This window comes from Dissulfurimicrobium sp., from assembly GCF_049968175.1.
Taxonomy (GTDB): domain Bacteria; phylum Desulfobacterota; class Dissulfuribacteria; order Dissulfuribacterales; family Sh68; genus Dissulfurimicrobium; species Dissulfurimicrobium hydrothermale.
In genome coordinates, this window is the sequence record NZ_JBMFRG010000036.1 from 1 (window position 1) to 21,543 (window position 21,543).

19 protein-coding genes are annotated in these 21,543 nt (G+C 47.5%); 10 read left to right on the forward strand and 9 right to left on the reverse strand.

Going from position 1 to position 21,543, the window contains the following annotated elements:
- A partial coding sequence (locus ACP5SG_RS06070; protein ID WP_428122886.1) for a tetratricopeptide repeat protein occupies positions 1-1,213 on the forward strand: 1,213 nt, incomplete at its 5' end.
- A gap of 31 nt (positions 1,214-1,244) precedes the next feature.
- Here the strand turns inward: ACP5SG_RS06070 and ACP5SG_RS06075 are convergent.
- From ACP5SG_RS06075 to ACP5SG_RS06115, 9 genes are read right to left on the reverse strand one after another with little or no spacing between them, the layout of a single operon-like run.
- Complete coding sequence (locus tag ACP5SG_RS06075; RefSeq protein ID WP_428122888.1) at positions 1,245-1,613, reverse strand: response regulator; 369 nt, start codon at positions 1,611-1,613, stop codon at positions 1,245-1,247.
- Positions 1,606-3,021 (reverse strand): ATP-binding protein, encoded by a 1,416-nt coding sequence (locus ACP5SG_RS06080; protein WP_428122890.1) that lies wholly within the window; start codon positions 3,019-3,021, stop codon positions 1,606-1,608. The genes ACP5SG_RS06075 and ACP5SG_RS06080 overlap by 8 nt, the downstream gene beginning before the upstream one ends.
- 7 nt (positions 3,022-3,028) lie before the next feature.
- On the reverse strand, positions 3,029-4,243 hold the full coding sequence (locus tag ACP5SG_RS06085) for a type II secretion protein (RefSeq protein WP_428122892.1): 1,215 nt from the start codon (positions 4,241-4,243) through the stop codon (positions 3,029-3,031).
- Complete coding sequence (locus ACP5SG_RS06090) at positions 4,240-5,874, reverse strand: DUF202 domain-containing protein (protein WP_237888504.1); 1,635 nt, start codon at positions 5,872-5,874, stop codon at positions 4,240-4,242. The genes ACP5SG_RS06085 and ACP5SG_RS06090 overlap by 4 nt, the downstream gene beginning before the upstream one ends.
- Before the next feature lie 16 nt (positions 5,875-5,890).
- Entirely contained in the window at positions 5,891-6,679 is a 789-nt protein-coding gene (locus tag ACP5SG_RS06095) for an AAA family ATPase (RefSeq protein ID WP_428122895.1), read from the reverse strand.
- A 22-nt stretch (positions 6,680-6,701) separates the two neighbouring features.
- Positions 6,702-7,046 carry a ComEA family DNA-binding protein gene (locus tag ACP5SG_RS06100; protein WP_424661564.1) on the reverse strand — a complete coding sequence of 115 codons (345 nt, stop codon included), beginning with the start codon at positions 7,044-7,046 and terminating at the stop codon, positions 6,702-6,704.
- 4 nt (positions 7,047-7,050) lie between these two features.
- A complete protein-coding gene (gene cimA, locus ACP5SG_RS06105; RefSeq protein ID WP_424661563.1) occupies positions 7,051-8,643 on the reverse strand; it encodes a citramalate synthase in 1,593 nt (530 codons plus the stop codon).
- Positions 8,644-8,659: 16 nt separating this feature from the next.
- A complete protein-coding gene (locus tag ACP5SG_RS06110) occupies positions 8,660-9,889 on the reverse strand; it encodes an aspartate kinase (protein ID WP_237888500.1) in 1,230 nt (409 codons plus the stop codon).
- Positions 9,890-9,892: 3 nt separating this feature from the next.
- Positions 9,893-10,201 carry a J domain-containing protein gene (locus ACP5SG_RS06115; RefSeq protein ID WP_237888499.1) on the reverse strand — a complete coding sequence of 103 codons (309 nt, stop codon included), beginning with the start codon at positions 10,199-10,201 and terminating at the stop codon, positions 9,893-9,895.
- Positions 10,202-10,554: 353 nt separating this feature from the next.
- Between ACP5SG_RS06115 and ACP5SG_RS06120 the strand changes: the two genes are divergently transcribed.
- The 9 genes from ACP5SG_RS06120 to ACP5SG_RS06160 form a co-directional block, all read left to right on the forward strand.
- Complete coding sequence (locus ACP5SG_RS06120; protein WP_424661562.1) at positions 10,555-11,064, forward strand: hypothetical protein; 510 nt, start codon at positions 10,555-10,557, stop codon at positions 11,062-11,064.
- 15 nt (positions 11,065-11,079) lie between these two features.
- Positions 11,080-12,027, forward strand: coding sequence for a sulfite exporter TauE/SafE family protein (locus ACP5SG_RS06125; protein ID WP_428122902.1), 948 nt, complete (start codon positions 11,080-11,082; stop codon positions 12,025-12,027).
- Between the two features lies 1 nt (position 12,028).
- Positions 12,029-12,856: a TIGR02186 family protein gene (locus ACP5SG_RS06130; RefSeq protein ID WP_424661560.1), complete on the forward strand. Its 828-nt coding sequence runs from the start codon at positions 12,029-12,031 to the stop codon at positions 12,854-12,856.
- Between the two features lie 21 nt (positions 12,857-12,877).
- The gene (locus tag ACP5SG_RS06135) at positions 12,878-15,472 is read left to right on the forward strand and encodes a PEP/pyruvate-binding domain-containing protein (protein WP_428122906.1); all 2,595 of its coding nucleotides are present in this window, start codon (positions 12,878-12,880) and stop codon (positions 15,470-15,472) included.
- A gap of 12 nt (positions 15,473-15,484) precedes the next feature.
- Positions 15,485-15,898, forward strand: coding sequence for a response regulator (locus tag ACP5SG_RS06140; protein WP_237888494.1), 414 nt, complete (start codon positions 15,485-15,487; stop codon positions 15,896-15,898).
- 20 nt (positions 15,899-15,918) lie between these two features.
- Positions 15,919-17,352: a sensor histidine kinase gene (locus ACP5SG_RS06145; RefSeq protein ID WP_424661558.1), complete on the forward strand. Its 1,434-nt coding sequence runs from the start codon at positions 15,919-15,921 to the stop codon at positions 17,350-17,352.
- 35 nt (positions 17,353-17,387) lie between these two features.
- Positions 17,388-18,749 (forward strand): sigma-54-dependent transcriptional regulator, encoded by a 1,362-nt coding sequence (locus ACP5SG_RS06150; protein ID WP_428122912.1) that lies wholly within the window; start codon positions 17,388-17,390, stop codon positions 18,747-18,749.
- A 137-nt stretch (positions 18,750-18,886) separates the two neighbouring features.
- Positions 18,887-21,304 (forward strand): PEP/pyruvate-binding domain-containing protein, encoded by a 2,418-nt coding sequence (locus ACP5SG_RS06155; protein WP_428122915.1) that lies wholly within the window; start codon positions 18,887-18,889, stop codon positions 21,302-21,304.
- A gap of 6 nt (positions 21,305-21,310) precedes the next feature.
- Positions 21,311-21,543: hypothetical protein (locus tag ACP5SG_RS06160; protein WP_428122917.1), on the forward strand; the 233-nt coding region annotated here is incomplete at its 3' end.

Sequence of the window (21,543 nt, forward strand, 5' to 3'; positions counted from 1 at the left end):
CGGGACTAGGTCGTTTCTTGCATATTATTACCTCGGTGCACTTTACAGAGACGAGAAGGATTATTCCAAGGCCATTGAATACTTAAAGAAGGGTCTTAATCTGAACAAGCAGTTTGCCGCCTTTTATCTTGAATTGGCCTATGCCTACGAGCAGATGGGTTCTTTTTCCGATGCCATAGAGTGTTACAAGGCGTTTCTTGAGCAGGAACCAGGTGATGCAAATGCGAGAGAGAGGCTCATCGACCTCTTGGTCAGGGAGAAGAGATATGAAGAGGCCCTTGATGGGTTGAAGCAGCTCGATGCCTTGGTCAAGAACGACCCGCGGATAAAGCTCAGGATCGCTGTCCTGCTGATTCAGCTTGAAAGATACGACGATGCGCTTTCCGTTCTTAAAGGGCTTGAAAGAGATTATCCTGAAAGCGGTCAGGTGCTTTTTTATATGGCTCTGGCTGACGAGCAGAAGGGTGATGTGGATGCAGCCATAAGCATTTTAGATAAGATAAAACAGGGCGAAGATAATTTTGTAGAGGCGAAGTCTCATCTCGCCTTTCTCTTGAAGAAAGAGGGCAAGATTGATCAGGCCCTCGGGCTTCTGGAGCGCCTTCTTAAAGAACGACCTGGCACCGTCCCTTGGGTCATGGCGCTCTCGTCGCTTTATGAAGATGCCGGCAGGTCTGCTGATGCAGAGTCTCTGCTTGAAAATGCGCTTAAGATTAAGACTAATGTAGATAATACAAATATAATCTTCGCGCTGGTTATGTTGAAAGACAAGCTTGGCAAGAGGGACGAGGCCGTCAAGCTTGCCAAAAAGGTTATAGAATTGGAGCCGGATAATGTCTCTGCCCTCAATTATCTCGGCTATACATATGCAGAAGAGGGTATAAAGCTTGACGAGGCAGAAGATCTCATCAAGAAGGCGCTCACAAAAGAGCCTGACGATGGCTATATAATCGACAGTTTAGGCTGGGTGTATTATAAAAAAGGTGTTTATAAAAAGGCCATAGAGTATCTTGAGAAGGCCAATGCCCTTGTCCCTGACGACCCCATTATAATCGAACACCTTGGCGACGCATACGCCGCTGGACATAACTATAAAAAGGCAATTTCGATGCTCGAAAAGGCACTTTTATCAGCTAAGGATGAGAAGGACAAGGCGAGACTAAAGAAAAAGATAGAAAAACTTGAATTGAGAAACAGTATCATGATGGAGTAAAAATTCCCTGCCCTCCTCTCTGTCCAGGTTTTTATTTACCGCTCAGCGCCCGTTCTATAGAGGCCTTTAACTCTTTTATCTTTACCGGTTTTGGGAAAAAGTCATGTACATCAGCCCTCAGTGCCTCTATGGCCGTTTCGAGATTCGCGAAGGCGGTTATCATTATGACTTTTGTCTCGGGATAGAGATTTTTCACGGTTTTCAAAACGTCCATCCCATTCATGCCTTTCATTTTGTAATCAGTGACAACTACATCGAATTTTTTTTCTTTCAGCCTCTCGAGTGCCGGTTCTGCACTTAGAAAAGTTTCGACCTCATATCCTGCCTGTTCAAGCGATAGTTTTGACATGTCACAAACTATCTTTTCATCATCGATAACCATTATCCTTGGTTTATCCATTTGTCTTATCCTCTTCTCCATTATAAATTGGTAATCTTATAGTAAATGTTGTGCCTTTTCCTACTTTACTTTCAACTGATATATCGCCTTTGTGATTTTTTATTATTCCATAACTTACAGATAATCCAAGACCTGTACCGCCTTCCCCTTTTGTGGTGAAGAATGGGTCAAATATATGTGGAAGTAACTCGGGCGGTATACCTTTTCCTGTATCTGTTATATATATTTCTATATAATTTTTATTTTTGTCTAAACTTGATTTAATATGGAGTTTTCCATTTTTTGTCATTGCCTGAGCTGCATTTGTAATAAGATTTACAAGGACTTGTTGTATTTGATTTTCATCAATAAAGATTTTAGGTAAAGATTCATCAAGTTCAAGCTGTGTATCTATATTTGATATATATAGCATATTTTGCATAAGCTTGTAAGCCTTTTGTATAACTAAATTGATGTCAGTTTGTTTAAGATGTGGTTCTTTAGGCTTAGAAAAATCAAGGAAATTTTTTACAATTTCCTTCATTCTATCAGTTTCACTTTCTACTTTATTCATAAATTCTATTCTATCATTTCTACTTAAATTATCATAGAGTTCTAGATATGTTTGAGCAATCATTGAAATATTATTCAGTGGATTCGTTAATTCATGTGCAACTCCAGCTGTCATTACGCCTATTGATGCTAATTTTTTTGATTGTATAAGTTGTTCTTCACGATTTCTAAGCTCATTTGCCATAAAATTAAGTGCTTTGATTACAGATCCACACTCGTCATTTGATTTTATATCCTTTAGTGTCTTGAAATTCCCTTCTGATATTGATAGTGTCATTTTTTCTATTAGTTTTAATGATTGTAATATTTTTCTTGAAATTAAATGACTTATTATTATACTTGAAAGTAGAATAATCCAGAATGAATGTAACAATATTCTTTTTGAATTTAAAATGAGTTCATTTACGTGAATTCTTTCAAGATGTGTTATTGTACTTGAAAATTCCCTTAACCTTCTACCTGATTCTCTTAGTTTAGTTTCTAATTTTGCATTCTCAGTATTATTTTTTTGTATTTGTGAAATAATTTCGCTATAATCTTTTAAATATGCTTCAAGCTTAGTGAAATTATCTTCATTGATAGCTTTAATTATGTCTTTTTTTACGCTGTTTATAGAAGAATTTGTTTCATCTATCTTAAGTATTATATCATCAATAGCAAGTTTATCTTTATATAAGAAATAATTTTTTTCTGCCAGCCTCATCTCTAAAAAAGATGCATTCAAGTCGTCAGCTATCTCAACAAATCTTAATTTCGTCAGGACAAGATTCAGGTTTTGAAAGGCAAAAAAAACTACCACGACAATCAAGCTGAGATTGAAGATATTGGACAGTACAATTCGATGTTCTACTTTCATAATTATTTTAGTAATCGGGCACTACGCATCTTGGGATCTCGGACTGTTCTTTCCTAACAGGAAGATACCATAACAGGCCATCTGTCACCATCAATATTCCAGCGACAACAAGCATGGCATCGTAGATACTCAACAGGCTGAAGCCGAAATACTTGATAAGACCCAACCCTAGGCTCGTGAAAGAAACGCCTGTCCTTATAAATGCCAACCCTGTACGCGCGCGGGCATATATGGTGCGATAGCAACCGGCGATGGTCCTCTGGCTGGCAAGGACGTTCCTCTCGCGTGCCAGGTGGGTCCTTTCCCTGCTCGCAGGAGAGGGATAGATAATAGTGGAATGGCCAGCAAGAAAGTCGCCGAGGCGCGCTAGCATGCTCTTCTTTATAGATGGCTTCGTACTGATACCTTCGATAAAATGATAGTTCTCAAGAAAATGCAGGGTCGCTGCGGTTACCTCCACGAGTGTCTGGTGTTCGGGTGGCTTCATTCTCGTCTTTCTTATTTTCAGATAACCGGTAAGTCCGAAGGCGCCGAGCAGTAGACCGACGGCCATCAGTGAGAAATAAAAATAATATATTGACCTTGATTTATGTGTGCGCATGAGCGCGTTTGATATAGCTACAAGCCCCAATCCCCATCTCAAGAATGCCAGGTCGGTCCTTGCCTTGGCCATGTCCGTCCGGTAGCATGCAAGCCTTGTCCTCCAATGTGCCATGGTGTTCCGCCAATATGCAAGCCCTGTCCTTTCGGTCCCTATGAGTTGGCCGGGCGGTGCATGCAGAAAGTCCTGGATGAACCAGCCGATGTCTTCCTTGAGTGCCACCCAGAATTCATATTTTTTGGCCTTGATAAACCTGGTGACCTCGTCCAACACCTCAGGGTCTTTTGGATTATTGGTCGCTATGATGACCGTGTCACCATCTTTTATGACCGGAAACCACTTGGTTATGGAAGGCCTTTCTTCATTCAGTCCTGATAGAAGTTCGGGCGGTATGGGGGTCCTCTCATCGTATTCTATGAAAGGACAATTGTAATAGTTTGAGAGGGCCTTTAGAAGTACATGGCGAGGCAGACCATATTCACGTATAAGTATGACTTCCATGTCTATGCCGCGGGCCTGGGCGGCAAACTCTGCGGCGTGCAATTCCTCTGCGGTCAGCATGTTACTGTCCACAAGTGACAAAAATTTTTCTGTATCTCTTGTAAGAGCGGGATTTTTCATTGGCTGAAGACTATTTTTTTCCAAAATCGCGCCGGTGTTCCATAATCAGGGATGGTGATCTCCATCCCCCCAAAACAGTACGGAAACATCTTTTTTATCTTTTCTGCCGGTAAGTACCAATAAAGCCCGTCCGCAATGGAGATCAGACCGATGATTATCAACGCAAGGTTCAGCATGCTCCAGGCAATACTGTTGATTCCGAAATACACCATAAGCCCTAGTCCGACGGACGCCACGCTCATGCCGGTCCTTATGAAAGCCAAGCCGGTTCTCGAGCGGGCCATGATGGTGCGCAGCCTTGCCATCACACCCCTTCTGTCTGCAAGGAGCGTCCTTTCGAGGGCGAGTCCTGTGGTGGCCCATATACCAGGTGAGTAGGATGGTTTGACAGGCGGGATGGGCGCATATTCGGTATCAGTATGTTTGAATACGGGTAATGGGAAGACAAAATCCCAGATTGTCGTTTTGCCGCCCGCCTTTTTAACCGATTCAAAACCCTCTACGCCGGCCTGCCGGCCAGGAAGATACCAGTAGAAGCCTTCTATGGCCATTATGACACCCGTAAAGATTAAGGCGAGATCAAAGGCCGTCCAAGGGCCGACATGAAACTGTCTGAAAAGGGCGATGCCGAGTCCTGTGAATGCGATCCCTGTGCGTGCAAAGGCAAGCCCTGTACGAGCCCGTGCCATGATTGTTCTGTAGCAGGCAAGGACCGTACGTTCCTCTGCCATGTCCGTCCTGTCGCTGGCGAGGAATCTGCGTCTCATCACTGGCGAGAGATTTCTCCACGCAGCCCTGAGCCTGTCGGCACCTTTGATTGGTGCGGTACGGGTGAATATCGGATTATCCCCTGGATTTGATACCTCAAGCAGTGTTGTCCCCCATGTGGGTTCAGTGGCTGAGCAGTAGAGCATCTTCCTGCCGATATTGTGGGCGGGCAGATGCCACTTGAGGCCGTCTATGATCATTGCGCAACCGGTTATTAAAAGCGGGGCCTCGATTATCAAGAGAGGTCTAATGCCGAATATCCTTAGAAGCGTCAGGCTTATGACAATGAATGAGATACCGGTCCTGAGAAAGGCGAGCCCTGTTCTGCCTCTTGCCAGTGAAGTCCTGTAACAGGAGAGAAATGAGCGCCTGTCGGCAAGAAACGTCCTGACCTTTGCTAAAGGGGTCCTGCCCGCTGTTTGCGGAAAACCTGGGTTTACATCAAAGCTATTTTCAATGATCCGTATGATATCAGAGGGCAGGGCGATCATGGGTTCTATTTTTTCGACCTTCAGCGTCTTTTTTATCTCTTCAGTTATAGACGGCCTGTCCGGATCATATATAACTACCTTTGCCGTGTCTCCATTTAAGGCGATCGGAAACCAAAGTGCCTTTTTGTGCCTTTCCATGTCGAGATGGAGTGTGATGAAATAAGATGCAGCAACCTTTTCATCATATTCAATAAATGGATAGCCATAGTGTTCAGCCAGGGAAAAGAGGATCTCGTGTTTAGGCAGACCCCTTTCAATCAGCAATTCTTCAGGATATCCACCGGAGCGCCTCGACTCCTCTATGATCTCATTCAGCGCCTCAGGCGTTATTAATTTTCTGTTGACGAGCCTTTCAAATTTTTTGATAGACATTGCATCGTCTTTATGTTCAATCTATGAATTTTTCAAATATCCTGTCTGTTTCCCTTATCGCCTCTGCATCATCCCGGAGTCCAAGAAGCGGCATCTGTTTGGTCTCGTATTCGAAAAGGTCCTGACTGAATGGCACATAGCCCCCGAGTATGAGGTCTGTTTCTTCGACCGCCTTTCTTATTTGGGCTTCCAGTTCCGCAGGCATTGATATCGGCGTCCGATTCACTATAAGCACTTTCCGTCCTACCTCGACACCTAGACTCCTGGTGAGGTCTGCGATCCTCTTCGCCGTTAGGACCCCCCTTGAAGATGGATCGGATATAACAAAAAGGGTATATATCTGCCTGAGATTCAGACGACTCAGGTGTTCCATGCCAGCCTCATTGTCAACAATGAGATATCGATAACCGCGAGCGAGTCTTTCCATCACTTGAGCAAGTATGGAGTTGGCCATGCAATAACAGCCTGGCCCCTCAGGTTGCCCCATAACTATAAGATCAAAACCATCGGCCTCTATGATGGCCTTGTTTATCTCCATCTCCATAAAATTGCTCTTTGTCATGCCGGCAGGGGTATCTGTCTTCATGCTGTCCCTTATCTCTCCAAGACTTTTGTATAGCTTCAGACCGAGCAATTCATTGAGATTTGCATTGGCATCCGCATCAACGGCAAGTATTGGGGTGAGGCCTTTTTTGACCATATGCCTTATCAAGAGAGCCGTGATGGTGGTTTTACCTGTCCCACCCTTTCCAGCCATTGCTATTATCCTTGCCATATTTGAATGTTTTGTCCCGGTTTCCGTCATGGTTTTTGTCAATTGATATTTTTTAATCACCCGCCTTGATATAGGGGGTTATTGACATTGCAAGCCTTGGGCTTATCGGTCCACCCGGCAGGCAGATCTCGTCTCTTGAGAAGAAGAATCCGACAGATGCCCGGAGTGTGAGAATCCCCTCTGCCCTCTTTTCCCCTATACCCGGCAGAACGGTGAGCTCCTCAAGAGAAGCAGAGTTTATGTCCAGGGGGCCGAAAAAAAGGTGGGCATAGCCCGTCTTGGGCTCAAACGTTCGTTCCAGATATGGTTCATCTGGTAAATAAGGCGGAGTCGACTGTTTTATAAGGAGGATGATCCCTATCGCCGATGCGAGGAATACGACATGACGTATCTTCATTACGTTATCCCGTCCTTCGCTTCCCCTCTGATTTGATAAGCTTGTAGCATATGCCATCTACCAGTGCCTGCCAACTTGCCTCTATAATGTCGTGGGAGACACCTACGGTACCCCATTTCTCTTTTTGATCCCTTGATTCTATCAAGACCCTCACCTTTGCCTCCGTGCCAGGCCGTCCAGGAAGGACCCTTACTTTATAGTCTTCAAGCCTCATTTCTTTGATTTGTGGGAAAAATTTCTCGATGGCCTTTCTGAGGGCGTTATCCAGGGCATTTACAGGGCCGTTGCCAGTGGCCGCAGTGTGCTCCACCTGGCCCCCTACGCGCACCATGATTGTGGCCTCAGATTGAGGCGGACCATCTTCCTTCAGTTTTTGGTCGATGACTCTAAAGCCTATGAGCTCAAAATACCTGCGCATGGCGCCAGTGGCCTTGCGCATAAGTATCTCGAAAGAGGCCTCTGCGCCCTCAAATTGAAACCCCTGGGCCTCAAGCTCTTTTAGTTGCGAGACGATGGCCATCACTGCAGGATCGCGACTGTCTAGGTCTAGGCCGAATTGCCTTGCCTTGGCGAGTATGTTGCTTTTACCGGCCAGATCTGAGACGAGTATGCGCTGGACATTCCCTATAAGTTCAGGCCTTACATGTTCATAGGTCTCAGGGTTTCTCTGTACTGCGCTTACATGGACCCCACCCTTGTGTGCGAATGCGCTGGTCCCGACGTATGGCTGATATTTGTTATGCGGGAGGTTTGCTATCTCGCTTACAAAACGGGATGCGCCTGTAAGCTGCGAAAGGTTTTCACCAGCGGTGCATTTAAAGCCCATCTTGAGCGTCAGCGCCGGGATTATGGAGCAGAGGTTTGCATTGCCGCAGCGCTCGCCGAAACCGTTCATGGTACCCTGTATTTGGACGACACCTGACATTGCTGCCATGAGGGAGTTTGCAACCGCTACATCTGAATCGTTGTGGCAGTGGATGCCGAGTTTTATATCACTGCCCATCTGCGATTTTACCTGGTCTATGATCTGTGTGAGCTCGTGAGGGAGTGTCCCGCCATTCGTATCGCAGAGCACAAGGCATTTTGCCCCGCCCTTTACAGCCCTTTTAAGGGTCTGGATGGCGTAGGCTTGGTTCGCCTTGTAGCCGTCGAAGAAGTGTTCGGCGTCATAAAAGACCGTTTCCACCTTAGATGTCAACCACGAAACGGAGTCTTCTATGAGCTCCAGGTTCCTTTCAAGCGAAATCCTTAACGCATCTCTAACATGTACGTCCCAGGTCTTGCCAAAGATGGTGACCGCCGGCGTGCGTGCCTCTATCAATGCCTTAAGATTTGGGTCTTCATGGGCCTGGAACCTTGCCTGGTGGGTGCTCCCGAATGCCACGATCTTACTGTGTTTTAACGAGTAATTCCGTATCTCCTGAAAGAATTGGCCATCCTTCGGGTTTGAGCCTGGCCAACCGCCTTCGATATAATCCATGCCTAATTCATCAAGCCTTATGGCTATCCTGATCTTATCCTCGACTGAAAGGTTGAAGTCCTCGGCCTGGGTCCCATCCCTCAGTGTGGTGTCATATATTTCAATTCTGACGGGCATTGCGTTATCCTGAAGGTCACGACGCCGGCTGGGATTGGTCAAGGCCGAAGCCTTCATGCAGGGCGCGGACAGCAAGTTCGGTGTATTTTTCTTCTATCACACAGGAGACCTTTATCTCGGATGTGCTTATCATGAGGATATTGATCCCATGCCTTGCCAGTATGTCGAACATCTTTGTCGCGACGCCGGCATGGTTCCGCATGCCTACGCCGACTATGGATACCTTTGCCATGTTGTCGTCCCCTGTGACCTTTTCCGCACCGATGTCGGATGCCACCTTCTTAACGATCTCCATGGCCTGATCGTAGTCGTTTCTTGAAACAGTGAATGTTATATCGGTAAGGTCGCCCGACCTGGTGTTTTGGATGATCATGTCAACCACGATGTTTGCATCTGATATAGGGGTAAATATCTTGGATGCGATGCCTGGCTTGTCTGGCACCTTGCTCAATGTGATGCGGGCCTCATTTCTGCTGTATGTAACCCCTGATACCAAGATATCTTCCATATTTTCATCCTCCTTGACCACGAGCGTGCCGGGTGTGTCTGTAAAGGTTGATCTCACATGGATGGGTATTCCATATCTCATTGCAAACTCAACTGACCTTATCTCCAAGACCTTTGCCCCAAGGCTCGCCATCTCCATCATTTCTTCGTAAGAAATCCTCTCGATCTTTCTGGCTCTTGGACATATATTAGGATCGGTTGTGTAGACGCCCTCGACATCTGTATATATCTCACACAGATCGGCATGTAAGGCCGCCGCAATGGCCACTGCAGTTGTATCTGAGCCGCCGCGTCCTAGCGTGGTTATGTCACCATGCCTGGTTACGCCCTGGAAGCCTGCCACGACAGGGATTATGCCCGCTCTGAGCGCGGCCAGAAGGTTTTCCGCGGGTATTTTTTCTATCCTGGCCTTGTTGAATGAAGGGGTTGTTACGATCGGGACCTGGGAGCCTAAAAACGACTTGGATTCAAAACCTCTCTTTTTGACCGCGATGGCAAAAAGGGCGATCGTAACCTGCTCCCCTGTCGCCATCAGTACATCAAGTTCCCTTTGGTCAGGTCTTGGGTCTATCTTCTTGGCAAGGGCTATCAGTCTGTTTGTCTCGCCAGCCATGGCGGATAATACAGCAACTACATCGTTGCCCTGACGTTTGCAGAATATTACCCGCTCAGCCACTTTTTCGATCTTTTTGCAGTCAGCAACCGATGTCCCGCCATATTTTTGAATTATTAACGCCATTTTTTATTTTTCCTCATCATTCCTGGTCCAGATCGGGTCATGCCCGAAGTGGTGCATCCACCACTCTTCATCACTCATACCTTCTTCCGTGGGGCATAGCCTTATCTTATAATTATCGGCATATTCCATGAGGAGTTTGTATGCCTTGTTGAGCCTTGCCATTTCGTCCGAGACGCAATCCTGGTTTTTGTCAGGGTGTATCTCCTTTGATCTCGCCCGGTATGCATCTCGGATCTCCTTTTTTGTCACCTCATCCGGAAGACCGAGCAGTTTTTTGGCTGATTCTATATCGCGCCATTTGGTACTTTCCATAAGTTAACAAAATAACAAATTTATCAATTTAGTTCAAAATTGGCAAGGTCAATTTAAAAACGGTCTTTGTTTCTCTTGCAATCAAAGATTGCCTTTTTATTTTTTTTAAACGTTTGAATAGCTATTGTTTAAAAATGAAATGAATTGTACAAATAAAAAATATAATGATTATAGTCAATTCGATAGTTATTTTTTCATTTTAAAACAATTTTGTGAATTTATTTATCAGGTAAGAATTTTTTAAATCAATAAAAACAACTAGTTAGCGCTAGTGGCACTTTAATTGCTTTATTTCTATAATAGACTTATCCGGCGGTATAATATTGTAAAGAAAAGAGAGGGCGGTTAAAAAAATGGGCAAAGGAATAGCCCTTCTTCTGGATGGCGGCAGTGCGGATCTCTACTCCAGCCTTTGCGCCATTGAGCTTGCAAAGAGGGTTTCGTCGGATATACATGCGGCGGCGTTACATATTGACGAATCTTTTTTGGAGATAGGCGGATTAGAGTCCGTCCCGGCACCAAGAAGGTTTTCCGCGGATCCGAACGAGTCGTTAAAGATGGTGATCCGTCTTGGTGATTACAGGGGCATCAATATCTTTTCTTATGCGATTGATGCCGGCAATGAGGATTCATTGATCGATTTTTTGATTCATACACGCGTCTCATGCCTTGTTGTGGGGGCTGTCGATAGTGAGACCTCACTGGAAAAAGAGAAATGGCTCGGCAGACTCAGGAGACGGTTATACCAGGGGGGTAGATGGTACTTTGGGTCATTTTGGACATTGATCGCCAGACCCTGGGAAGACGAGGTCTATAAGAACATGCTTGAGATTATGGGATCATATAAACAGAAGTTTAATTAAAGGAGGGTTTGTAAAATGTATCTTTACTTGCCGATCGCACTAACGAGTGTAAACATCTTAGTGCCTGTGGGTTTGGGGCTTTCGGTGGGGCTTTTGTCAGGCCTTTTTGGCGTGGGCGGCGGTTTTTTGATGACGCCCCTTCTTATGATGGCCGGTATACCGCCGACGGTTGCAGCGGCTACGGATGCCAATCAAATCGTGGCTGCATCCGCTACAGGGACTCTGGCGCACTGGCGCCTTGGGAATGTGGATTTCAAGATGGGCTTTCTGCTCCTTGTCGGCGGTTTTACTGGTGGCGCGCTTGGCGTTCAATTGATCAAGGTGCTCAGGGCTACCGGGGGGGCCGATTTTCTCATAAAGATGACATATGTCGTGATGTTGGGTCTTGTCGGGACGTTTATGTTTTTTGAGAGCCTAAATGCCCTGATGAAGGGTAAGGCGGCTGGCAAGAAGACGCATCATCCCCATTCCCAACCGGAGAAGCAGGGGTCAGGCAAACCAGCCAAGGGTTTCATGGGTACCCTCCCTATGCAGATATACTTTGAAAAATCCGGTGTTACCCATTCGGCGTTGGTGCCCGTCGGGCTCGGGGCGTTCGTCGGTATGCTTGCGGCTATCATGGGCGTGGGCGGCGGTTTTTTGATGGTGCCAGTAATGATATATCTCCTGCGTATGCCAATGCATGTGGTGGTAGGAACGAGCCTCTTCCAGATTATGTTTACATGTGTGGAGGTGACATTCCTTCAGGCATATACAAACCATACGGTCGATTTCGTGCTTGCCATCCTGCTTCTCCTTGGTTCCACTTTCGGGGCGCAGATCGGCACAAAGCTTGGAAGAAAGCTTCATGGTGATCAACTCAAGATACTGCTTGCCATCATAGTGTTGGCGGTAACCGTAAAGATAGTTTTTGAACTCCTCATGGAACCGTCTTTATTGTTGGCTTACAAAGGAGGGCACTAATATGAGAGGGTATCTTTGCATCAAGATATTTTGTCTGGTCCTAATATGTTTGTTTAGTGGTTTCGCCTTGGCGGGTGCACAGACCGATATGGATGCGTCGGCCCAGATAAATCCCAAGCCAGGCCATGCGATTCAGGGTCCTATTACCTGTGAAGTCATCCCGGACGTCGTATCTATCAACTTATTCTATCATGGGGCTATGCTTATAATCACTGGCAAGAGCGATCCGAAGGATGAGATCGTCATAAAGATATCATCGCCGCCAGTTGAAAGTGGATTGAAGTATTATGGCAAGGCCGCTGGGCTTTTCTGGATGAAGGTCGGGGATATGGAATTCAAGCCCGTGTCAAATGTGTATCTGGTCTATACCACTGGGAGGCTTGAAAAGATCACAAGCCCTGATGAACGGATGAAGAGGCGGCTCGGATACGACGCCCTCAAGTCACAGGTAGAGATCACGAGCTCCAAAGGGCCGGTTGACAAAGATCGTTGGTTTAAGGAGTTTATAAAATTCAAGGAAAAAGATAGATTATATGGGATCAATGAAGGGTCTATTGTAAGAGACGGCAGCGGCGGATATATCCTAAAAGTGAACTGGCCGTATCAAGCGCCTCCCGATAAATACACTATAGAGGCGCTGGCGGTCAAGGACGGCGTTGCATACGCCAAAGCTACCCAGGAACTGATAGTAAAAAAGACGGGTATGGTGAATTTATTATCAGATCTTGCATTTCAAAATGCCGCCATATATGGTCTTATAGCGATCGTTATAGCCATGGCCGCCGGCCTTGTCGTGGGATTAATATTTAAGGGCGGTGGAGGCCACTAGTATAAGGGGTCTGTGCCTTTGTTGGATGTTTTTAAAGGTATCAAGAAGTTCATTGAAGATAGAATGGCAGGTGGCGGGGCCAAAACCCCGTTTCTTCCTGCCTCTGTTGTGTTTGAGCGCTTCAGAGAAGTCCTTAATTGCAACAATAAGGCCCTTGAGATCATTGCAGACCTCGGCGAAAAGTTAAGCGGAGATTATATCTTCGACAAGCAGTATATCAATGACAGCATGAAGACCTTGGAAGAAGCGGTCCTTCAGTCTGTGCATGCGTTAAATTCCCTGTCCAGCGGCCGCTATCAGGAATTGTATGCTGTCTATGACCGGTTAACCAGTCGCCTCCACACCGTTATGGCCGGCAGAGAAGATAGAACTGGCCCAATCATCCTTGATTTAAAAGACATAACTAGACCCCATGCTGTGATAGTAGGGGGGAAGAATTCCCATCTTGCCCAGATAGCTCAGAATCTTGGATTAAAGGTCCCGGATGGTTTTGTGATCACCACAAGGGCATATCATGACCTTGTCGATCATAACGGCCTCCGGCGGGATGTAGACGCCATCGAGGCCATGATGGATGACCCCGATGTAGATGTAGACGCCATTGAGCCCTTGAGGATTAAGCTGGAAACCAGCATAGCAGCTGCCAAGCCACCCCCTGATCTTATATCTCTTATTGGGGAGAGGCTGGATGAGATGAAGGTTAGGCTGGGTCAGGATCTTATGTTGGCCGTCAGGAGCAGTGCACAGGAAGAAGACATGGATTTTTCCTTTGCCGGGCAATTCCACACGGTCTTGAACGTGCCTGCAGATCCGTTGGCGGTATTTGACGCATATCGTTCAGTCGCGGCCAGCCTCTTTGGAAGGAGGGCTATTCGTTATAGGCTTCGCGTCTTCCCGGGTGAAGGACACATGTCTATAGCCGCAGGTTGTTACCGCATGGTGGATTCCAAGATAAGCGGCATAGTATATACGGTTGATCCCTCTGAACCTGGCGGGGATACCATGATGATCGTTTCCGTGTGGGGCCAGGGGGAGGCGGTGGTGGAAGGCAGGGCGTCGGCGGATACCTTTTACGTTAAAAAGGGCGCCAATCCCTTGCTCGTCAGGCAGAAGATAGCTGTCAAAGAAACAGGTCTTTACCTCAAGCAGGGCGGTGGCCTTGAGGCAAGGCCTGTTCCCGATGCATTGAAAGACGCCCCGAGCCTTACCGTCGAACAGCTTGAGAAGCTTTCTATCCAGGCCATGCAGCTTGAAAATTACTATAGACGGCCGCAGGATATAGAGTGGGCCATTGATGGAAAAGGGGATATCTGCATACTCCAGTCAAGACCGCTTGTTGTGGCTGATACGATGGCCCAACAGGGATCGCTTGCAAAGGCGCTTCAGAAATATGAACTGATCGTGGCGGATACGGGCGCCGTAGCCCAGCAAGGCATAGGAGCTGGTCCAGTCTATATTGTAGAGACCGTTTCAGACCTCGACAGGTTTCCCGAGGGTGCTGTATTGGTGAGCAGGCGTGATTCTTCACAGTTTATCAGGGTGATGCACAAGACAGCTGCCATAGTGACCGAGGTTGGGACCCCTGTGAGTCATATGTCAACGCTATGCCGCGAGCTCCAGATACCTTGCCTTGTCAATGTGAATGGGATACTTTCTCTGGTACAAAATGGGATGGAGGTTACTGTAGACGCCGAAGATAGGCGTATATACAAGGGCCGCGTCCCTGAACTTTTGGCTTTTAAAACCTCAACCAACCTGAATATCGCGGCGGCGAAAGAATTTCGCATCCTTAAGCGCCTGTTGAACACGGTCTCATCCCTCAATCTAGTGGATCCATTGATGGATAATTTTGTGCCTGAGGCCTGTGAGACATATCATGATATATTGCGCTTTGTACATGAAAAGGCGGTAGGCGAGCTGGTCGAGATGGGCAGGGATGAGCGGCGTCTCTTGAAGGATTATTGGGCGCGGCCGCTGGATTTCCCAATCCCGGTGGGTATCCTTGTTATAGATATGGGGGGCGGCGTAAGTGCAGATGTGACCGGCGATAAGGTTCCGTTTTCAGCTATTACGTCTATACCATTTAAGACTATACTTGAAGGTCTTATGTTTCCCGGCGTATGGCATACCAGGGCGGCGAACATAGGATTCGGCGACCTCGTCACAAGTATCGTAAACGTACCTACCGATGCGCTTTGCGGTCAGTATTCCGGGCATAATATAGCCATTATAACGAACGACTATCTAAATCTAAGCCTGAGATTTGGCTATCATTTCAACATAATCGACGTCTATTGCAGCGATAGGGCGCGTGATAATCATATATATTTCCGTTTTCTTGGCGGTGCCACCGATATAACCAAGCGTTCCAGACGTGCCCGCCTGATCGCAATCATACTTGAGGCCTTTGGTTTTAATGTCAAGAGTAAGGGAGATATTGTGATCGCCCGTTCCGGCAATATGCCAAAGGTGGAGATCGTCAGGACGCTTAATATCTTGGGAAGGCTTGTCGGTTTTACCAGACAGTTGGATGTTCAGATGGACAGCGACGAGCAGGTGGACAGATATGCCGAGGCGTTTTTGATGGGAGACTATGAGATCGTCAATAGGAGATAAGAGGTTGAGTTGATGGTGCGGACAGACGATGACAACAAGCGCCTCAGGCTACTCGTGATCGATGACGAGCCCATAGTGGGCAGGCGCCTTCAGCAGGTGTTTACAAAGATGGGGTTTGATGTAGAGACATATACCAATCCTGTTGCCGCAATGGAAACGATGGATAGGCATCCATTCGATATAGTTGTGACAGACCTCAAGATGGAAGGCCTAGATGGAATGGCGGTCCTGGAAAGGGTAAAGAAAAAAAATCCTGACACCAAGGTCGTTATCATTACCGGATACGCACAATTGGATACCGCTTCAGAGGCGTTTAGACGAGGAGTCTTCGATTTTATTGCAAAACCTTTCCGCCTGGATGAGCTCAAGAGGGTTATAATAAGGGCCATGGAGGACGCCAGGCTGTCCAAAGAAGAACGGTCCTGATTTTTAGAGGTAACATACCATTGTCTTTCTTAAGGCCTCCAAAGACCATCAAGGGTAAGCTGATCTTAAGTTTTTTCGTCATCTTTGTCCTGAGTGGCTTTGCTGCCGCCGCTGCGATTTATGCCCTTTACAGGGTGGAAGACAAGATGCGCATCATAGAGTCATTTTATGAGTTGAATCAGAAGATATTTGAGGTTCGTTCGCACGAAAAAAATTTTTTGCTCTATGAAAATACGGCAAATCTCATGTTGGCCCTTGATGAACTTGATGAGGTAAGGTCAGCCCTTGCGTCCATGGAATCTTTCGGCCTCATCCCATATCCGTCTGGCCGGTTTGCAGGCAGCGCATGCCAGGTTGAGATTGAGGCCTATTCAAATCTGATGCGGCAGTTTATTAGTCCCAACCTTGCACAGCATGATGTCGACAATTTGAAGAATAGACTCAGGCAGCACGGCCACGCCTTAATGAAGTGTGTCATGGGTATAGACGGTCTGGCCAAAAAGCGCGTAGAAAGAGACGCCCTGCACTATAAGGCCGTGGCATTGGCGCTATTGGTCACCGCCTTTCCAGTCTGCATTGGGCTCGGTATATTTCTTACCAATTGGATCATGGCACCGCTTCTGCATATAAGGAGCTCCGTGGCCAAGGTGATGAAGGGGGAGATTGCAACCATACCCGCCGAATCGACTGGTACATGCATTGAATGTACCGAGCTCATTAATGTCCTGAATGGTATGATAAAGGCGCTTTCAGATAAACATCAGCAGCTTATCCAGGCCGAGAAGCTTGCCGCGCTCGGCAAGGTGACAGCCGGTATTGCGCATGAAATAAACAACCCGTTGAACAATATCTCGCTTACCGCCGAGGTGTTGATGGAAGATCTTGCCAACATGGATTGTGACGAGAGGCGCGGTATGATCCGTGATATAATCGTACAGGTGGACCGCGCTCGCGAGATCGTCAGGAATCTCTTGGATTTTTCAAGATCAAGGAGGCCTATGGCATGGATCAAGGTCGATCTAGTCGGTCTTCTCAACAATACGCTTGCTTTGCTTAAGAATCAGGTGAAGTTGAGCGGGATCGAGACCAAGATCGATATGCCCGAGACGTCTGTGCCGATAATGGGGAATCCCGGTCAATTGCAGCAGGTTTTTGTAAATATAATATTAAATGCCCTCCAGGCCATGAAGAACGGCGGCGTCTTGGGTGTCAAAGTCTCTTCGCTTGATAAAAAAGGTAAGGCAGTAGTAGAGATATCGGATACGGGCCCTGGTATACCACAAGATGTGAAAGAGCACATGTTCGAGCCGTTTTTTACCACGAAGGCCGACGGAACCGGCTTGGGTTTGTCTGTAAGTTATGGCATCATAAAAGAACACAAGGGAGAGATAGTGGTAAAGAGTGAACCTGGGCATGGGTCTGTCTTCGAAGTCGAACTCCCGCTCTGGTCGTGAAACGTGTCGCTATGGATGAATATAATAACAGATGTATGGATATCTTTATTATAGACGATGAGCCTATAACTGTGCAGCGCCTGATCCAGGCCCTCAGGAAAGACGGATATCTGGTTGAGGGTTTTGTATCGGCCAAAGATGCTATGGCCTCGATGCCAAAGGCGCTTCCAAAGGTCGTTATTGTTGATGTCAGGCTAAAGGATGCCGATGGGGTAGAGCTTATGAGACAGATCAAGGCGATCTGCCCCGAGGCGGCCATCATAATCATTACTGGCTATGCCTCCATTGATCATGCAGTTGAGGCGACAAAGAAAGGGGCATTTCATTACCTTGCCAAGCCATTGCATCTTGAGAACCTACGAGCTGTCGTAAAAGATGCCTTGGAGCATGTCCGCGAGAACATCAGGAGGAGCCAGATCGACAAAGAGCTCAAGAAATGCGGCAGTTACGGCGGCATAATCGGGGTTTCGCCTGCGATGCGTCAGATATTCAGGACCATCGCGCAGGTGGCCGCCGTGGATTGCAACGTGTTTATCCAGGGAGAGAGCGGCACGGGTAAGGAGCTGGTGGCAAGGGCCATTCACGCAAACAGCCTTAGGGCGGGTTTTCCATTTGTCTCTTTCAATTGTGGTGCGTTCACGGAAGACTTGGTGGCCAACGAACTCTTTGGCCATGAAAAAGGGGCGTTTACCGGTGCCGCCACGACAAAATTGGGTCTTCTTGAAACAGCTAACGGCGGTACAGTATTTTTGGATGAGGTTGGGGAGATGCCGCTCTCCATGCAGGTCAAATTTTTGAGGGTGCTGCAAGAAAGGGCATTTCTCAGGGTGGGCGGGGTGCGGCTCATAGACCTCGATGTCCGTTTCATCTCCGCAACCAACAGAGATATTGTAAAGATGATAGATGCGGGCGCATTCAGACAGGATCTATTTTACAGGCTGAAGGTGGTTATGATTGAGATACCTCCCTTAAGGGAACGTCCGGAGGATATCAGGCCTTTGGTGAATCATTTTGTGGACAAGGCCGGGCGTAAGTTTAACAAGACCATAACCAGCGTCTCGTCAGAATTTTTGGCCCCTCTTGAGGTCTATCCATTCCCAGGAAACGTCAGAGAGCTTGAGAATATAGTGGAGAGGGCAGTGGCCCTGAGCCGTGGGAAGATACTTGGGCCGAACGACCTACCCCCTGATATTTTCTGTGTAGCCAAAGATCCGGGTGTATTGAGGGCTGAAGGGTACACATTGAAGCACCTTGAGCAGGATCATATTTTAAGTATATATCAGAGGACGGGCTATAATCAGAGCGAGACGGCGAAGATACTCGGTATTTCGAGGACGACGCTTTGGCGGAGGCTGCGTGAACTCAATCTGCTTGACAAGCCTGATCACAAGGCCTGAGTTTTATGACATCAGAAACAAGGCAGCATGATGATTTGACGCAAAAAAACCCCCAAGATCTGTTTTTATCAAGTGCTTTTTGGCGTTTTAGGCGTATCCTTGAATTAAACAACAAGGCCCTGGAAAAAATAGGGTGGATGGAAGAGACGCTCGGCGGCGGCTATCTCTTCGATCAGGCCTTCCTCTCGGCGTCTATAGCCGAATTGAGTGAAATCATAAGAGAGATCATTCATAACCTGAATTCCATTTCAAACCATATCTACATAGATCTTTATGACAGTTTCGAGTCAATAAGAAACAACCTGGAAGACATTATGGCGGGCGGCTCAGGTCCTTATCGCGATCAGATCGTAATGCCTTACACCTGCCTGGACAGAGATCTCGACCAGATAGTCGGGTCCAAAAACGCCAATTTAGGTGAAATTAGCAATCATTTGGGGCTGAAAACGCCTAAGGGTTTTGCCCTTACAATCGCTGCATACAGGTTGTTTATGGACGAAAACGACCTCTTTCGACGGATTGAGAGGGTTATAGAAGATGAGAGGCGTTCGGAAAGGGCCTGGGAAGTGATCAGGGGGCTTTTTAAAAAGGCCGTTGTGCCAAAAGCCATTAAATTAGCTGTTGAAGAGGGGCTTGAAAGACTCTATGCGGGTCTTGATCGCAAGGCGCTTCTTGCTGTAAGGAGCAGCGCCATAGGAGAAGACAGGGAGAGGACCTTCGCCGGCCAGTTCAAGACCGTCTTGAACGTTCATCCCGACGATGTTTTTAACGCCTGCAAAGATGTCATGGCTGCTCGTTTTTCGCCGCAAGTATTAGAATATCTGGGCGATGAGGCCCTTGATGAAGAAAAGGCCCCTGTGGCCGTCGGCATACAGGTGATGGTGGCGGCTCGGATTTCCGGGATCGTATACACCAGGGATCCGTCTCGGCCTTTTATTGATGCCATGCCCGTATCAGCGGTCAATGGACTTGGTGAGCGACTTGTAAGTGGTGAGGTTGACCCTGATTGGCACCTGATCTCACGAACCCATCCGTTTCAACCGTTGGAAAGCAGGATCATGGGTGGCCCTGTTTTCGATGTGCACCCTGACGGATATTTGCCGCTTTCAGTCATGCCTTCCGGTTTAAGGCGCGGTTCTTCAGTGGCTTCAGGTGGGCTTCTAAAGATGATTGCAGAGGCTGCGCTGACACTTGAAAAGGCCTTTGGAGCACCTCAGGATATTGAATGGGCCGTGGACGATTCGAATTCGTTAGTGATACTCCAGAGCAGGCCGTTACATTTGAAGGCGGTGTCATCGGTACAGCCAGCCGATGTCATGGCGAGGCTCAGGAGGTTGCCTGTGCTTATGGAGGGCAAGGGACAGGTGGCCCAGATCGGGATAGCCGCTGGTCGGGTGGTGCATGTAAGTCCGGATGATGACCCTGCAAGTTTCCCTGTAGGAGCCATAGCCGTATGTAAAAGCGCCAGCCCTAGGCTCAGCCCGATCATACGCAAGGCCTCGGCAATCGTCACAGATGTGGGCAGCCCTACTGGGCATCTTGCAACCATAGCCAGAGAGTACAGGACCCCGGCGCTCTTAGGCACTGGAGACGCGACCATTGTCTTGAAAGAAGGCATGGATGTCACTGTGGATGTTGAAGACAGGCGCATATATGCCGGTATGGTCCAAGGCATTGTAGACGTGCGGGCTGCAACAGAGGAGGTCTTTCTGGAGTCTGGAGAGGCGTGTACGCTCAGGAGGCTTCTTAGATGGATCGCCCCCCTGAACCTGGTCGATCCCCTCTCGCCTGATTTTACGCCTGAAAATTGCAAGACCTATCATGACATCCTTCGTTTTGCTCATGAAAAGGCGGTGGATTCCTTGATCCATCTTCAATCTTCCACGTCGTTCATTGCAAAGTCGCCAGCCCTTCCGCTTTTGGTATCCATACCTATCACGATCAATGTCATAGATCTGGGTGGCGGGATTGAGCCCAAGGCCGGTGACAAGGGCATAGAACTCTCGATGATACGGAGCAGACCGTTCAGGGCCATACTTGATGGACTGCTTGCTGAAGGGGCATGGGATAGGACGCCTGTGCCGTTGGGCATAAAAGATATCCTTTCAAGCTTTTCCAGACCGATCTCAGCCCTTGCCAACCTGCCTGAATACAGCGGCCAGAATCTTGCGATCATAGCGGATAGTTATTGCAATCTAAGCCTCAGGCTCGGCTATCACTTTAATGTTATAGATTCCTATATCTCACCGGACCTTGAGAATAATTATATATACTTTCGGTTTGTGGGCGGTTTTGCAGAGGCGGAGAGGCGCAGGAGGAGGGCGGTCCTCATAGAGTCTGTTCTTCAGGCCTTGTTTTTCAGGGTCGAGCGCCGCGGCGATCTTGTAGTGGGCAAGGCTAAGGTGCTTGAAGCGGACCAGATGGAGTACATATTGACCCGTCTTGGTGAGCTTGTCGCATTCACAAGGCAGCTTGATGTACGTATGGCTACAGATGAATCCATTGATCGCTTTTTTGACAAGTTCCTGGAACAAACGATGTTGCATATGCTATGAGGTATGATGTTTCGCTGGTTCCAAAATCAGATTGATAGATGGCGCGAGGCCAGAAAGAAGGACGCAGAGGAGAGGCTTCGTTCCTTAAAGATCAGATACCACATATTTAGAGCTATACTTGAGGCAAATGGTCGGGCCGTGGGGCTGATCACCGAACTGGACATGGGACTGAGGAGGGATTTGTTTTCGCAAGAAGGGCTTTTGAAAAAAATCGATGAACTATTGTCCGTAACCTATGA